Genomic DNA, 13,845 nt, shown 5'->3' on the forward strand with positions numbered 1-13,845 from the left:
GCGCCCCCGCGTGGGCGAGGGCGCCAGAGGGTTTATTGAAACTGCGCCGTTTCGGTGCTTCCGACGAGGGCGAGCGTTTCACTGGTGGGGTTGAGGGCGGTCGCGATGCGATCGAAGTACCCCGTGCCGACCTCACGCTGGTGGCGTGTGGCCGTGTAGCCGTCTGCTTCGGACGCGAACTCTGCTTCTTGCAGTTCCACATAGGCGCTCATGTGCCGCTCGCTGTAGCCACGGGCGAGCGTGTACATCGAGTGGTTGAGGGCATGGAACCCGGCAAGGGTGATGAATTGGAAGGCGTAGCCCATCGCGGCGAGTTCCCGCTGGAATGTCTCGATCTGAGCGTCGTCGAGGTGACGCTTCCAGTTGAACGACGGCGAGCAGTTGTAGGCGAGCTTCTTGCCGGGGAATTCCTTATGGATGCTCTCCGCAAACGTTCGCGCCAGCTCCAGGTCGGGCTTCGCACTCTCGACCCAGAGCAGATCTGCATAGGGCGCGTAAGCGTGCCCGCGACTGAGCACCGTTTCGATACCCGGAGTGGTGCGGTAGAAACCGTCACTCGTGCGCTCGCCCGTCAAGAACGGCTTGTCGCGGTCATCCACATCGTTGGTAATGAGGTCGGCGGCGAGCGAGTCGGTGCGAGCGATGATGATGCTCGACACCCCGGCAACGTCGGCGGCGAGACGCGCGGCATTGAGCGTACGGATGTGCTGCGAGGTGGGAATCAACACCTTGCCGCCCATGTGGCCACACTTCTTCTCCGAGGCCAGCTGGTCTTCCCAATGAACCCCGGCCGCGCCGGCTTCGATCATGGATGACATGAGTTCGTAGGCATTCAGAGGCCCACCAAAGCCTGCCTCCGCATCGGCCACAATCGGCGCCATCCAGTCGGTCTGGGGAGCACCGTTCTCGGCGGTCTCGATCTGGTCTGCTCGCAGGAGGGCGTTGTTGATGCGGCGCACTACGGCCGGCACGCTGTTGGCCGGGTAGAGGCTCTGATCGGGGTAGGTCTGACCTGACAGGTTGGCGTCAGCGGCAACTTGCCAGCCACTCAGGTAGATCGCTTCGAGTCCGGCGCGCACTTGCTGCACCGCCTGGTTACCAGTGAGCGCTCCGAGAGCGGCAACCCACTCGGTCTCGTCTCGCTGAATAAGGTTCCAGAGGTTCTCGGCGCCGCGACGAGCGAGCGTGTGGTCTTCACGAACACTCCCCCGCAGCGCAATGACGTCTTCCGCGCTGAACTCGCGTTCGATTCCATTCCAGCGCGCGGCAGTCTTCCACTCGGTTTCGAGTTCAGCTGCGGTCTGGATTTGGTCGCCGGGGCGGTTGTTCGACATTGCTGGCTCCTTCGTCAGGGATGGTCGGTGGTGCGTTTCTTCGACTCTGCTGCCTTAGCACTGGTTCTTCACCGGGTTTTACGGCAGAATTCTCTGCATTCTTCTGTTTTTCCGCAGAAGGCCGTCAAGGAGGACGCCACGATGACCCCACGCACGCTCGCGCAGGCAGACGATGAGGACATGATCGATTCCCTCACCGTTGGCCGACGCATCCGGCAACTTCGCACGGATCGCGGTCTCACCCTCGACGACCTTGGCGCTGCCCTCAATCGAGCCGCGTCTCAGGTGTCTGTCATCGAGAATGGCAAGCGCGAGCTCAAGCTCAGTGAGTTGCAGAAGCTCGCGCGCATCTTCGACGTTTCGGTCGACGACCTGCTCAACGCCGAACCGCCCTCGCGGCGCGCGGCCCTCGAGATCGCGCTGGAACGTGCTCAGCGCGGCCCCCTCTACAACTCACTTGCACTGCCCGAGCTTCCGATCCGCAAGACGCTGAGCGATGAAGCGATTGAGACCGTGCTTGGCCTGCACGACGAGCTACAACGGCTGCACCGGGAGCGCGCCGCAACGCCCGAAGAAGCTCGCCGTGCCAATACCGAACTTCGGCGCCTGATGCGTAAACGCAACAACTACTTTGGTGAGCTCGAAGCGACAGCCACCGAGCTACTGGATGCCGTGGGCCACACCGGCGGTCCGCTTTCGCAGCGTGTTGCCTCCGACCTTGCCTCGCACCTCGGGTTCTCGCTGCACTACGTGCCCGACCTTCCCGCCTCCACCCGCAGCGTGACGGATCTGCGCAATGGCCGCATCTATTTGCCGGTGGCCCAGGCGGAGAGCACCGACCCACGGTCGACATTGTTGCAGGCTCTTGCGGGGCATGTGCTGGGCATCCGCGAGCCCGCCGACTACTCCGAGTTTCTGTACCAGCGCGTGGAGACCAACTACCTCGCTGCCGCGCTCATGATTCCCGAGAAGACGGCAGTGGAGTTCTTGACGGCCGCCAAGGCGCAACGCGAATTGTCGGTCGAAGATCTGCGCGATGCCTTCGCCGTGCCCTATGAGACCGCCGCCCATCGCTTCACGAACCTCGCGACCGAGCACTTGGGCGTTCCCGTGCACTTTCTGAAGGTGCACGAAGGCGGCACGATTTCTAAAGCCTACGAGAACGACAACGCGGCCTTCCCCACCGATGCGCTCGGAGCAATCGAGGGCCAGATTGTGTGTCGGCAGTGGAGTGCGCGCCAGGTCTTTGACGTCGAAGATCGCTTCAGCCCTTACCACCAGTACACGGATAAGCCGGGCGGCACCTACTGGTGCACGTCGCGCATTCAGTCGGGGCGACGCGGGGACTTCTCGATCAGTCTGGGAACACCCTTTGCCTCTGCAAAATGGTTCCGCGGTCGCGACACGACGAATCGTGCCGTGTCGACGTGCCCCGATGACGGATGCTGCCGCAGCGCCCCCGACGACCTCACGGAGCGCTGGGCGCAGCATTCACTCCCGAGCGCGCGGCTCAACAGTTCCCTGCTCGCCGCGATGCCCACGGGAATGTATCCCGGCGTGGACTCCACCGAAGTGTTCGAGTTCTTAGAGTCGCACTCGCCGAGCGCTTAGTCGTGCAGTAGCAGCTAGCGACTAGGCACACCGCTTAGTCGTGCAGCAGCGAGCCATCCTTCTTCAGCACGTTCTTTTCGCCGGCCTCGATAGCAACCGCAAAACGGTTCTGCTTGGGAGGCATCGGGCAGTTGAAGTTGTAGCTGAAGGCGCACGGAGGCAAGATCGCGAGGTTGAAGTCGAGAACGATGGTTCCGTCGGGGTTGGGAGCGACGAAGAGGAAGCGACCAACGCTGTAGGTGTCGACACCGCTAGAGGCATCCGCAAATACGAGTTGAAGGGCGCGACCCGATTTGAAGGCGGCAAGGCTGTAGTCAACGCCATCTTTGGTGAATGAGATGTCACCGGGAATTGGCTGCTCGCGCTCCTGGCCGTTGTCTTTGATGTGCTCGAAGCCGAGCGTGGTGCCCTCGGGGTTGGGCGTGAAAGTCGCCGTGATGACCCATTCCGGGTTGTACGGGTAGGCGTCGATCGTGCCGAATTCCTGAATTGCAGGCGAGTTGGTGTCCCACACGCGAAGGGCGTGGTTGCCTTCGGGCGCCGTGATGACGAAGCCCGTCACGGTCTCGCCAAAGACGATCGCGCTCGGGTTCTCGTGGCTCTTGCTGCGAACTACGGCGCTGCCATCCACGAGAGTGCCGTCGACCACGATGTTGTCGTCGGCGGTAGCGGTGACCGTGAGGCCGTCCTCGTGCGGAGCCCAGGTTCCGGGAACGCCCCAGATGGTCTGCTCGGCGTCAACCCACTGGGTATTCGTCAGCGCAAGGTTGCCGTTCTGCTGCACGACCGCCTGGTCGCGACGTTCGCGAAAGAGCGCGAGCTTGGCTTCGGGCGTGAGTGTGGGAGCGGCAGTGTCAGTCATAAGTCCATCCTTGTTGAAGTCCCTCATGCCAACCACTGCCGACACGGGATTATTTCAGGAAAGCTAGATCGATCGTGCTACGCGAGCCACTCCGCTGCGCTCGAACCCCACTCCACGGCGGGAGCGCCGAAACGCCCAGGGCTGCCGGCGTAGGCCGGGGCTGGTACTGCGCTCGTGATGCCGTCGTTCGTCGTCACCGTGGGGACAAAGTTCGCGGATGCCGTAGGCGCATGGCGCGGACGGCGTTGCTGCAACAACTCAGTTGCCACGCGCGCGAGCGAAACTTCAACGAGCCACGAGTGCCCCGCATCGATGCGGCGTCGCACTGCCGTAGTGACCGCGGCCGCCAACAAATAGCCCGCCGCGTGGTCGAGAGCTTGAGCGGGCAAGGCGCCTGGCGTTCCCTTACCTTCACCCTCGGTGAGCGCGATTCCCGTCGCGGCCTGAACAATGCTGTCGAAGCCACGGCGTTCCGCCAACGGTCCCACTGTTCCCCACGCCGAAAGACGACCCACGATGATTCCCGGGCGGCGCTCGGCGAGAGCCGCGGGCGAAAGTCCGAACTTATCTAAGGTGCCGGGGCGGTAGGCGGTGAGTACGACATCCGCGGTCTCGAGTAGTTTCTCGAACGTGGCACGGTCGGCGTCGACCTCGAGGTCGAGCAGTGCCGAGCGCTTGCCGGCGCCCGTGTCGAGGTGCTGCCAACCAATTTCTGGATGCCGCGGGCTGTCGATTCGAAGGACGTCGGCTCCCCAGAGTCCGAGCGTTCGTGCCGCGACGGGGCCGGCGATCACGCGAGTGAGGTCGAGAACGCGCAGCCCAGCGAGCGGCGCGTCGATGGTGGTGTCACCAAGAACCGACTGTTCGGTATCCCCCAGCGAGGTCATCTCGATGACGGGAAGATCGGCCAGTGCGCGGGCGTGCGGATGCTCGGCCCACTCCTCGGCGGTGCGCACGACAGTCGCGACTCCCCCGGCGGCGACCACTTTCTCTTCGACGTCGGCAGCGTTCATGGTGTGGAGCGCGAGCATGAACCCGTCAGCGCCGGTGTCAACAGGCAAGTCCAACGCCGAAAGCAATGCTGCGCGGTGATGTGGGTAATTCGCATGAGTACGCACCCAGCCATCGCTGCACGGCCAGAAACCCGAAAGCTCGGCCCACGCTGCAACGGGTTCACCACCCTGACGGAAGTGCTTATCGCTTGTGACTGCGGTCGCCACCTTGAGCGGGCTCAGCTCGACAGCGGGCACCGCACAGCCCACCCGACGGGCGGCCAGCAGCGACGCCGAAAACGATGCCGCAGCAATCGCATCGTGAACGAAGCGACCCGTGGGCACCACTCCGGTGAGAGGTACCGCAGTACCGTTTTCGCGCACTAAGGCGAGGGCGGCAGCATCTTCCCCAAGGGAATGCCACGCAGCATCCAGCAAACTCATAACTTGATAGTGCCATGCCCGGTAGATTTAGACCATGGAACCTATTAGCTTCAGCTTCGGCATCGTCGGGTTGATCGTCTTTATTATCACCGTCGTTTCGATCGCCAAGAGCACGAACCATGGAGTCGTCGGCAAGTTCCTCTGGATCTTAGTGGCATTCTTCTTGTCTATCTTTGGTTCGATCCTCTGGCTGATCTTCGGTCGCGGCAAGGTGCGCAAGTAACCGCGCGCCCGCTCTTAAGCCGGCGATCCACCCCGCTATAGTCAGGCTCACACTTGCTTTAGTTCGAGGGGAACTATGACCTACGCCGCTACACCCGCTACACCCGAAACACGAAGCGGCACCGTTATCGTCGCCGTTCTACGCCTCGCCATTACCGCGCTGGTAACAGCAGCTGTAATTGCGACCGTTGCGGAGGCGGCAGGGCGCACGGTGATCAACCCCTTCAACATGTTCGGATATTTCACGATTCAGTCGAACATCATCCTCGCGGTCATCTATGCCGTAATCGCTGTGGTCGCCTTGCGCGGCGACGCAGCGTCACCGGCGCTGAACATCGCACGAGCCTCGGTCACCACGTACATCATCATCGTCGGCGTCGTGTATGCGACCTTGCTTGCTCCACTCGGGGCCGCCGGCGGCGTTCCCGTAGCGTGGGCGAACACAGCGCTTCACATCATCACCCCGATCTTCGCGCTGGCCGACTGGATCCTTTTCTCTGACCGCGCCCGCATCGCGCTGAACCGGCTGTGGATCGTGCTGATCTACCCCATTGTTTGGGTCGTCGTCGTGCTCGTGCGCGGCGCCACCGACGGTTGGGTTCCGTACCCATTCCTGCACCCCGACACTGGCTACGCCAGCGTCTTCTTCTTCGTCGGCCTCATCGTCTTTGTCATGCTTGCCTTCGGTTCGCTCGTGTTCTGGATCTCAGGAAAGCGCTCGGTACTGCGCGTACCTTAGAGCCCCACACCTTGAGGGTCCGCCGCTACGGTGCGGAGCCGCACACCGAGTGGGGATGCAATGCCGAACACACCAGCAACGATTTTCTTCGACGTCAACGAGACCCTCTCCGATCTTTCGCCCGTCGGAGACGCGTTCGAGTCCGTCGGGGCCGCCCGCGAGGTTGCGTCGTCGTGGTTTGCGAGCATTCTGCGTGATGGCTTCGCGCTCACGGCGGTCGGCACCGAGGCACGGTTCCTCGACATCGCTACGACGAATGCGCGCGACAGCCTCGGCGCTTCCACACTGAGCATGCCCCTCGACGATGCTGTGGATGCGGTGATCTCCGCATTCTCAAACGTGAGCCTGCACAGCGACGTGGTCCCCGGCATCCGCGCCCTGCACGACGCAGGCCACCGACTCTTTACGCTTTCGAACGGGCCCGCGAGCAATGCTGAGCGCATGCTCACCGAGGCCGGAGTTGCGGATGCCATGGCTGGCTTCCTTTCGGTGGAGGGCAACTCACCCTGGAAGCCCGCGCGCGCATCGTACGAGGAAGCACTGACGCGCACCGACACCGGCGGCGTTACCTATCTCGTGGCAGTGCATCCCTGGGACATTCACGGCGCTGCGGCAGCAGGGCTCTCAACGGTGTGGGTGAACCGCAATGGAAAGTCGTACCCTGCCCATTTCACCGCGCCCACCGTAACGGCGGAAAAGCTCGAACAGCTGCACACGCACCTGGCCTAGACACAAAAGTAGGGCGGACGGGACTTGAACCCGTGACCGACGGATTATGAGTCCGCTGCTCTAACCAGCTGAGCTACCGCCCCGTGCCCGCACTGGTGCGGGCGCGTACCTACGTTACCGGCAAAACGCCTCAACCCACGCACGCCACTTCGCGCACAATGTGTGATCGATACGATGCCAATGACGTCCACTCAGCTTGCTCTCACGCAACGTTGAGCCAGCGTCAAACCAACGCTCGTACGGTTGCACCATGACTGATTCACAGAAAGCGCAGACCACGAGTCCAGCCAAATCTGGGGCTCGCAAGACCCGCCAGCAGAACGCTGAGCACGGCTTCACGGCATCTAAAGGGTTAGCCGATCGCATGCAGCAGGTGCTTGTTGACCTGCTGGAACTCCAGCTTCAGGGCAAGCAAGCGCACTGGAACGTCGTCGGCAAGAACTTCCGCGATACCCACCTCGTGCTCGACGAAATCATTGATGCCGCTCGCGGCTTCAGCGACACGATCGCCGAGCGGATGCGCGCCCTCCACGCCACGCCTGATGGACGCAGCGACACCGTTGCCGAAACCACCACTCTTCCCGCGTTCCCTGCGGGTGAGGTCAGCACCACCGACACCATTGACTTGCTTACCGAGCGCCTTGAGGGCACGGTAGCGACGATCCGTGAGGTGCACGATCCGATCGATGAAGAAGACCCCACAAGCGCTGATTTGCTTCACGGCATCATCGAAACGCTTGAACAGTACGCCTGGATGGTGTCGGCCGAGAACCGCACCCCGGCAAAGAAGTAGGTTCCACGCCTACACTCACGAGCCGATTGCTGTGGCTCCGACGAGAGCGTCTCCTGTTAGGAGGCGCTCTCGTTCTTTTTGCCTAAGGCAGCAGGGTCGGTGACCTGTTCCCCGCGGTACATGCTCTCGAAGGTGTCGAGAGTGCGCTGAATGTCGTGGGATGCGACGATCGCGAGACTTTCCTTCTTGAACTTGAGAACTTCGTCCGGCGACATTGTGAGCACCGTCGTGAGCTTCGCGGCCAGGTCTTCGACGTTGCCGGGCTCGAAGAGAAAGCCGTTCTCGCCATCGTGCACGAGATGGGGCAGCGCCATGGCGTCAGCGGCGACGACCGGCAGACCGGAGGCCATCGCTTCCATCGTGGAGATGCTCTGCAACTCAGCGATCGAAGGCATCGCAAAGACAGAACCGCGCTGAAGAGCATCCCGCAGCTGATCCTGTTCAACAAAACCGGTGAGCGTGACTCGATCTTCGAGACCGAGCGACTGCGCTAGCGCACGAAGTTTGCCCTCAAGCTCTCCCCCGCCCACAATCTCGAGCTTCGCATTCAGCGCCGGATCCATGATCGAGAGAGCTTTGATTAGGCGGTCAATCTGCTTTTCCTCCGAAAGCCGCCCCAGGAACACGATGAGGTTCTCTGGCTTCGGGTCGAGGTTGCCGTTGTAGCCGTCTGCGTTAATTCCGCACGACACGGCGACGACGTTGCGCACCTTCGTATTGCCTTCGAGATATTCAGCGGCGCGACGCGTTGGAGTGGTGACGCTCTCGGCGCGAGCGAAGGAACGGCCCGCAGCCTCCCAGCCCATTCGAATGGCCTTTCGACGCATGAACTTGGGGATGATGTAGGCGTGGTCGAGAAGGTTCTCGGGCATGAAGTGGTTGGTGCCCACGAGACGGATGCCGCGCTTGCCGCCCTCCAGCGTCATCCCTCGGCCAATAATGATGTGCGACTGAAAGTGGATTACGTCGGGTTTCACCTGGTCGAGAATGCGAGCGGAGTTCTGCTTCACGCGCCACGGCATCATGAAGCGAAGCCACGGGTGACCGAGCCAACGCCACGAATACAGGCGGTGCAGGGTCATTTTCTGACCTTCGTGTTCCTCAACCATTGTTCCCAACGTCTTGTTGGAGTACGACGGCGCCACAATGTGCACGTCATGGCCACGCTCAGCAAGGCCGGCGGCGAGCCGCGCGATGAACGTCGCGGCACCATTAATCTGGGGCCAAAAAGTGTCAGCGCCGATCAGGATGCGAAGTCGCGGTTTGCCCTCGTGGGGCGAGCGTTTCACAGCGGAAGTCACAGTCGAAGATTTCCTTAACAGTTGTGCGTTATGAGCCACTCGTTTACGACCCGGTCAGGTCAACGGCATCTAATAACGTACCCCACGACGCCCGTGTGGGCGGGGCGCTGAGCCGCAGACCCCGAAATGCTACGACTTGATTTGCGGATGATGCTTAGAGAGTGAAAACACGCCGAAAATAGCAATCGCGCCGGTGATCACGAAGGCGATGACTGCCCAGACCGGGGCATCCGCCGCTTCACCCAACACGAGGATGCCGACGGTGACTGCCACGAGAGGGTCAACGACCGTGAGTCCAGCAACGACGAGATCGGGCGGGCCCGAGGCGTAGGCCGTCTGCACAAAGTAAGAACCGAGCAACGACGCGACGATGAGACCGACGATGCAGAGGATGGTCAAGAAGTCTGTGCTCTCGAAGCCGGAACCCGAGATCACGATTGTTTTGACGCGGTCGATCACAACCTTCGCCAGCGTTGCCACGAAGCCGAAGAGCATGCCGGCGCCCAAGATATAGAAAATGGGAGACGCGTTCTTGCGGAAGATCAAGAAAAGAATGATCCAGGCGGTCAACACGACCGCCAGAATGATAAGTACGAGCGAGAGTTCACGCTGAGTGACAACCGTCGACTTTGCAAACATTGCAGCGATCCCAACAAAGACGCCCACTCCGACAACGCACATCACAATTGCACGGATGGAAATCGCATCCAGTCGCACTTTGGCAATACGAGAGTTCATGATGGCTGTCATCACGAGGGCAACAGCGCCGAGCGGCTGAACCACCATGATGGGCGCGATAGCGAGACTCGAGAGCTGGAAAACAATCGCTAGGCCGAGGAACGCAGTGCCGATTACCCACGAGGGGCGAGCCAGTAAGGCCTTGATCTGGGAAAAGTTGAGACCGGTGCTCGCTTCGCTGCCGTGTTTCTCTTCCATGCGAGCGACGCCGCGGTGCTGAAACTGCGCCCCGAGCGAAAGCAGAATCGCCCCGATCAGTGCCAGAGGGATTCCGGCGACCTGAAGCGGGGTCAGACTGATCTGATCGGTGAGGTCAAGAATGTCTGGCGGCACCCGTCAAATGTACTGGGTTAACTCGGGATATTCTGGGCACATGGCCGTTCTTCCCATCATCATCACCGGCGAACCGGTGCTCCACACTCCCGCGAATCCGGTAACGGCCTTCGACAGTGAACTCGCGACCCTCGTGGCCGACATGTTCGAGACGATGGAAGAGGCGCCCGGCGTCGGCCTTGCCGCCCCGCAGGTAGGCGTAGGGCTGCGCGTCTTCGTCTACGACTGGATCGACGAGAACGACACGCTCTGGCGCGGCGTCGCCATCAACCCCGAGTTGTGGCAGAGCCCGCTCCCCTTGCTTGACGCTGACGAAGTGGATGAAGAGGGTTGCCTCTCTATCCCTGGCGAACGCTTCCCGCTCATTCGTTCCGACCGCGTCATCCTGCGCGCCCTTGATCTCGACCAGAAGCCTTTCGAAATTGAAGCGTCTGGCTGGCTCGCCCGCATTTTCCAGCACGAGTACGACCACCTCGATGGCGTCTTGTACGCCGACCGTTTGCAGGCTCCGGATGCCAAAGCCGCTGCGAAGGCCATCCGCAAGCAGGGTTGGGGTCAGCCCGGCCACTCGTGGTTGCCCACCGAGGAACAGCTCGACGCCTAAGCGCGACGCGGCGTAAGGCAACGCGGCGTAACCGCGCCACCGAACAGCGCTCTACGTTTGCAACGACCCTACGTCAGCCCCTCAACGTCAGCGCCGCTACGTCAGCGCCGCTACGTGAGTGCCCGAATGCCGGCCGCCACAAGAGCGGCCGCAATGATCACAACGATAAACGGCACCCTGAGGGCGAAGAGCACGGCGGCCACCGCGACAGCCGGGAGCCGGGCATCCACTTCGAAGCCGCGGACTGAACCGAACGACTGCACAACGATCAGCGCCGCCAACAGCGAGACCGTCAGCAGGTTCGCGAGCCTCGCCACGGTGGGCCTCTCGGCCCACACGGCGGGAATCGTGAAGCCCGCAAGTTTGAGGGCCAGCACGGCGATGGAGGCGATCAGAATGATGTGCCAGACAGTCATCGCTCCCCCATCGGGTCGGGTTCAGCTTCAGCGAGGTCACTCTCGCGCGTTCCCAGCCAGTTTGTAAGGCCCACGGCGACAGCCACGAGCGTCGCGGCGAGCACCGGCAGCCCGGCGGGCATCACGGGCATGAGCACCGCGGCGACCACTGCAGCACCAACCGCGACCACGACGGGTTGCAGTTGCTTCAATCGCGGCCACAAGAGACCGAGAAACGCTGCGGCGGCCGCGGCATCCAAACCGTACTGACTCACGTCACCGAGTTGATCGCCGATCAGCGCCCCGATCAGCGTCGTGAGATTCCAGCCGACGTAGATGATGGCGCCGGTCCACCAGAAGCCCGCACGCTGGCTTGCCAGAGTGGGTTGAGCGGTGGAGACGGCGGTGCTCTCATCGATGGTCCAGTGGCCCGCCAGCAGTCGTTTGGCGACGCCCGGGCCGATCATCGGAGCCACTCGCAGGGCATACAGCGAGTTGCGGGCGCCCAGCAGCACTGCACTCGCGATCGCGGCGCCGCCGGCTGCCGCGCCACCCGTTGCGAGCACACCGACGAGCGCGAATTGGGAGCCGCCCGAGAACATCAGCAGGCTGAGCACGCAGGCTTGCCAGACATCCAGTCCAGCCGCTACGGCCAGCGCGCCAAAGGAAATTCCGTACGCGGCAACGGCAAGTCCCACCGCAAAGCTCGAACGGATGGCGGCCGATACTTGCGGAGACCGTGCCGCGCGCCCAGCACCGCGCGCGATGCTGCCTGTCACACCGCCCGTCCCAGCGACACAAGCCCCGTCTCGTAGGCGATCACGACGAGCTGCACGCGGTCTCGAGCGGCGAGCTTCGACATGATGCGAGAGACGTGAGTTTTCGCCGTGAGCGGGCTCAAGAAGAGTGCGGTGCCGATCTCTGAGTTGGTGAGGCCCTGGCCCACGAGAGCCAGCACTTCACGTTCGCGGTCGGTGATCGCCGACAGGATGGCATCGTCAACGACAACCTGAGAGCCGCGAGCGAAACGTTCGAGCAGTCGCTTCGTGACCCCGGGGCTCAAGAGGGCATCGCCCGACGCAACAACGCGAACTGCGCGAATTAGTTCGACAGGTTCGGTGTCTTTCACTAGAAAACCGCTGGCGCCCGCCCGGATGGCGCGAGCGACGTACTCGTCCACTTCGAACGTGGTCACGACGACGATGCGCGTGTCAGCAAGTTCGGGGTAGGTCGCGATCTGTTCCGTCGCCCACAACCCATCGCCCTCGGGCATCCGAATGTCCATCAGTACAACGTCGGGACGCTCACGACGCACTACCTCAATGACCTCGGTGCCGGTGGCCGCTTCGCCTACGACTTCGATGCCCTCTTCCGCATTGAGAAGACTGCTGAAGCCAGCACGGATCAACTGCTGGTCGTCGGCAACAACAACCCGGATCATGCGGATGCCGAACGGCGCGGAATTCGAGCCGTCACCACGGTGCCGCGCAGCGCGCTCTCGCGCACCGTCAGTGTGCCGCCGAGTAGTTCAGCTCGCTCTCGCATGCCCACCAGCCCTCGTCCCTCTGTGTGACCGTCGGCGTCGATGCCAACACCGTCATCGGCAATAGTAACGAGATAGTCGTCGCCCTCGACCGCCAGCGAGACGACAGCGGAGGTCGCGGACGCATGCCGCACCACATTGGTGAGGGACTCTTGCACGATGCGATACAGCGCTAACTGAACGGCTGCGGCGGTGTGCTCTGAGATCTCTGACGCGAGATCGACCTCAACGCCTTGGGCGCGCACCGAATCGGCGAGGCTCGTGAGGCGGGAAAGGTCGGGCTCCGGAACGAGCGGAGCACCATTCGGGCTCCCGTCGCCCGAATCGGCGCCGTCGCCGTCGTTGCGCAGCATCCCCAGCAGCGATCGCACTTCGTCGAGCGCTTCCTTGCTCGACAGTTTGATGCTCGCGAGTGCTTCCTCCGCCTGTTCCGGCTGCTTGTGCATGAGGTGAAGACCGACGCCGGCCTGCACGTTGATTTGACTGAGCGAGTGCGCCAGCACGTCGTGCAATTCGCGGGCAATTCTGGTGCGCTCGGCTCGCAGTTCTTCTTCTCTACGACTCGCAAAGGCGGTGTGGAACTGCTCCAGTTGTTCACGCCGGCGGCGGTGAGCTTCGGCGAACCCGAGCACAAAAAGGAGCCCGATGGTGGTCGGCACGACGCGATGCGGGTCCAGCTCAATGCCCACGACGAGCGCGGCAAGAAGCGTCGCCTCCCACACCACGATCATCGACACCCAGGTCCACGTGCGCGCACCGTGCGAGATCGCGATAACAATCGCAAACGCGAGAGCGAGGTAGGGCGCCGACAGCACCGAGTAACCAATGAGAAAATCTGCAGCGGCTAGGGCTGAAATCACAGCGATAAGCGGCCCCGGATACCGACGGATCCACAACAGCAGCAGCGGCCCGACGATAGAGAGCGCGATGGCGGCGATCGCTCCGGCACCGATACTGCTCAGCTCAAGAACAGTGCTAAACGGCAGTACGGATGCCGCATCACCGAACTCTGCATAGGCGCCACTCCAGATGACGCCCATGATCGTGATGGGAACCTGCACCAGTAGCGAGATAACGACGGGAATCCACCGCCGCAAACGCCGCGATCGCGGCGATCGCGATGCACTGACACCTGTTCCGTTCACGAGTGCGTCGAGCATCGCACTCGATGCGCGCGGTGTTGAGCGACGGGAAGACGAAGGCAT

The 13,845-nt window shown here is 62.3% G+C and carries 15 protein-coding genes and 1 tRNA gene; 6 read left to right on the plus strand and 10 right to left on the minus strand.

Annotated elements, in window-relative coordinates; translation table 11 throughout:
• Positions 1-32 precede the first annotated feature (32 nt).
• Positions 33-1,334, minus strand: coding sequence for an isocitrate lyase (aceA, locus tag ACWTV3_RS02145; RefSeq protein WP_498476628.1), 1,302 nt, complete (start codon positions 1,332-1,334; stop codon positions 33-35).
• Positions 1,335-1,475: 141 nt separating this feature from the next.
• Between aceA and ACWTV3_RS02150 the strand changes: the two genes are divergently transcribed.
• Positions 1,476-2,945, plus strand: coding sequence for a helix-turn-helix domain-containing protein (locus ACWTV3_RS02150; RefSeq protein WP_498476629.1), 1,470 nt, complete (start codon positions 1,476-1,478; stop codon positions 2,943-2,945).
• Between the two features lie 34 nt (positions 2,946-2,979).
• Here ACWTV3_RS02150 and ACWTV3_RS02155 read toward each other — a convergent pair whose 3' ends face one another.
• Positions 2,980-3,807, minus strand: a complete 828-nt coding sequence (locus ACWTV3_RS02155; protein WP_498476630.1) for a DUF1684 domain-containing protein — start codon at positions 3,805-3,807, stop codon at positions 2,980-2,982.
• A gap of 77 nt (positions 3,808-3,884) precedes the next feature.
• Positions 3,885-5,243 carry a CoA transferase gene (locus ACWTV3_RS02160; protein WP_498476631.1) on the minus strand — a complete coding sequence of 453 codons (1,359 nt, stop codon included), beginning with the start codon at positions 5,241-5,243 and terminating at the stop codon, positions 3,885-3,887.
• Between the two features lie 34 nt (positions 5,244-5,277).
• Between ACWTV3_RS02160 and ACWTV3_RS02165 the strand changes: the two genes are divergently transcribed.
• The 3 genes from ACWTV3_RS02165 (at position 5,278) to ACWTV3_RS02175 (ending at position 6,933) form a co-directional block, all read left to right on the plus strand.
• A complete protein-coding gene (locus ACWTV3_RS02165; protein WP_100388830.1) occupies positions 5,278-5,466 on the plus strand; it encodes a PLDc N-terminal domain-containing protein in 189 nt (62 codons plus the stop codon).
• Between the two features lie 75 nt (positions 5,467-5,541).
• Positions 5,542-6,204 (plus strand): Pr6Pr family membrane protein, encoded by a 663-nt coding sequence (locus ACWTV3_RS02170; RefSeq protein ID WP_498476632.1) that lies wholly within the window; start codon positions 5,542-5,544, stop codon positions 6,202-6,204.
• A 60-nt stretch (positions 6,205-6,264) separates the two neighbouring features.
• Positions 6,265-6,933, plus strand: coding sequence for an HAD family hydrolase (locus ACWTV3_RS02175; RefSeq protein ID WP_498476633.1), 669 nt, complete (start codon positions 6,265-6,267; stop codon positions 6,931-6,933).
• A 9-nt stretch (positions 6,934-6,942) separates the two neighbouring features.
• Here ACWTV3_RS02175 and ACWTV3_RS02180 read toward each other — a convergent pair.
• Positions 6,943-7,016: transfer RNA gene (locus tag ACWTV3_RS02180), tRNA-Ile, on the minus strand.
• A gap of 167 nt (positions 7,017-7,183) precedes the next feature.
• On the opposite strand from ACWTV3_RS02180, the gene ACWTV3_RS02185 reads away from it, so the two are divergent.
• On the plus strand, positions 7,184-7,726 hold the full coding sequence (locus ACWTV3_RS02185; protein ID WP_498476634.1) for a Dps family protein: 543 nt from the start codon (positions 7,184-7,186) through the stop codon (positions 7,724-7,726).
• A 56-nt stretch (positions 7,727-7,782) separates the two neighbouring features.
• On the opposite strand, the gene ACWTV3_RS02190 is transcribed toward ACWTV3_RS02185, so the two are convergent.
• Together ACWTV3_RS02190 and ACWTV3_RS02195 are read right to left on the minus strand one after the other, a co-directional pair.
• The gene (locus ACWTV3_RS02190) at positions 7,783-9,027 is read right to left on the minus strand and encodes a glycosyltransferase (RefSeq protein WP_498476635.1); all 1,245 of its coding nucleotides are present in this window, start codon (positions 9,025-9,027) and stop codon (positions 7,783-7,785) included.
• A 129-nt stretch (positions 9,028-9,156) separates the two neighbouring features.
• A complete protein-coding gene (locus tag ACWTV3_RS02195) occupies positions 9,157-10,098 on the minus strand; it encodes a DMT family transporter (RefSeq protein ID WP_498476636.1) in 942 nt (313 codons plus the stop codon).
• A 40-nt stretch (positions 10,099-10,138) separates the two neighbouring features.
• Here ACWTV3_RS02195 and def point away from each other — a divergent pair, with 40 nt between their 5' ends.
• Positions 10,139-10,702 (plus strand): peptide deformylase, encoded by a 564-nt coding sequence (def, locus tag ACWTV3_RS02200; protein WP_498476637.1) that lies wholly within the window; start codon positions 10,139-10,141, stop codon positions 10,700-10,702.
• A gap of 110 nt (positions 10,703-10,812) precedes the next feature.
• On the opposite strand, the gene ACWTV3_RS02205 is transcribed toward def, so the two are convergent.
• From ACWTV3_RS02205 to ACWTV3_RS02220, 4 genes are read right to left on the minus strand one after another with little or no spacing between them, the layout of a single operon-like run.
• On the minus strand, positions 10,813-11,118 hold the full coding sequence (locus ACWTV3_RS02205) for an AzlD domain-containing protein (protein ID WP_498476638.1): 306 nt from the start codon (positions 11,116-11,118) through the stop codon (positions 10,813-10,815).
• The gene (locus tag ACWTV3_RS02210) at positions 11,115-11,876 is read right to left on the minus strand and encodes an AzlC family ABC transporter permease (protein ID WP_498476639.1); all 762 of its coding nucleotides are present in this window, start codon (positions 11,874-11,876) and stop codon (positions 11,115-11,117) included. Before ACWTV3_RS02210 ends, ACWTV3_RS02205 begins: the two co-directional genes overlap by 4 nt.
• Positions 11,873-12,538, minus strand: coding sequence for a response regulator transcription factor (locus ACWTV3_RS02215; protein ID WP_498476640.1), 666 nt, complete (start codon positions 12,536-12,538; stop codon positions 11,873-11,875). The genes ACWTV3_RS02210 and ACWTV3_RS02215 overlap by 4 nt, the downstream gene beginning before the upstream one ends.
• Positions 12,535-13,845, minus strand: a complete 1,311-nt coding sequence (locus ACWTV3_RS02220) for a sensor histidine kinase (RefSeq protein WP_498476641.1) — start codon at positions 13,843-13,845, stop codon at positions 12,535-12,537. The genes ACWTV3_RS02215 and ACWTV3_RS02220 overlap by 4 nt, the downstream gene beginning before the upstream one ends.

It is taken from the genome of Salinibacterium sp. AL4.1 (genome assembly GCF_059767305.1).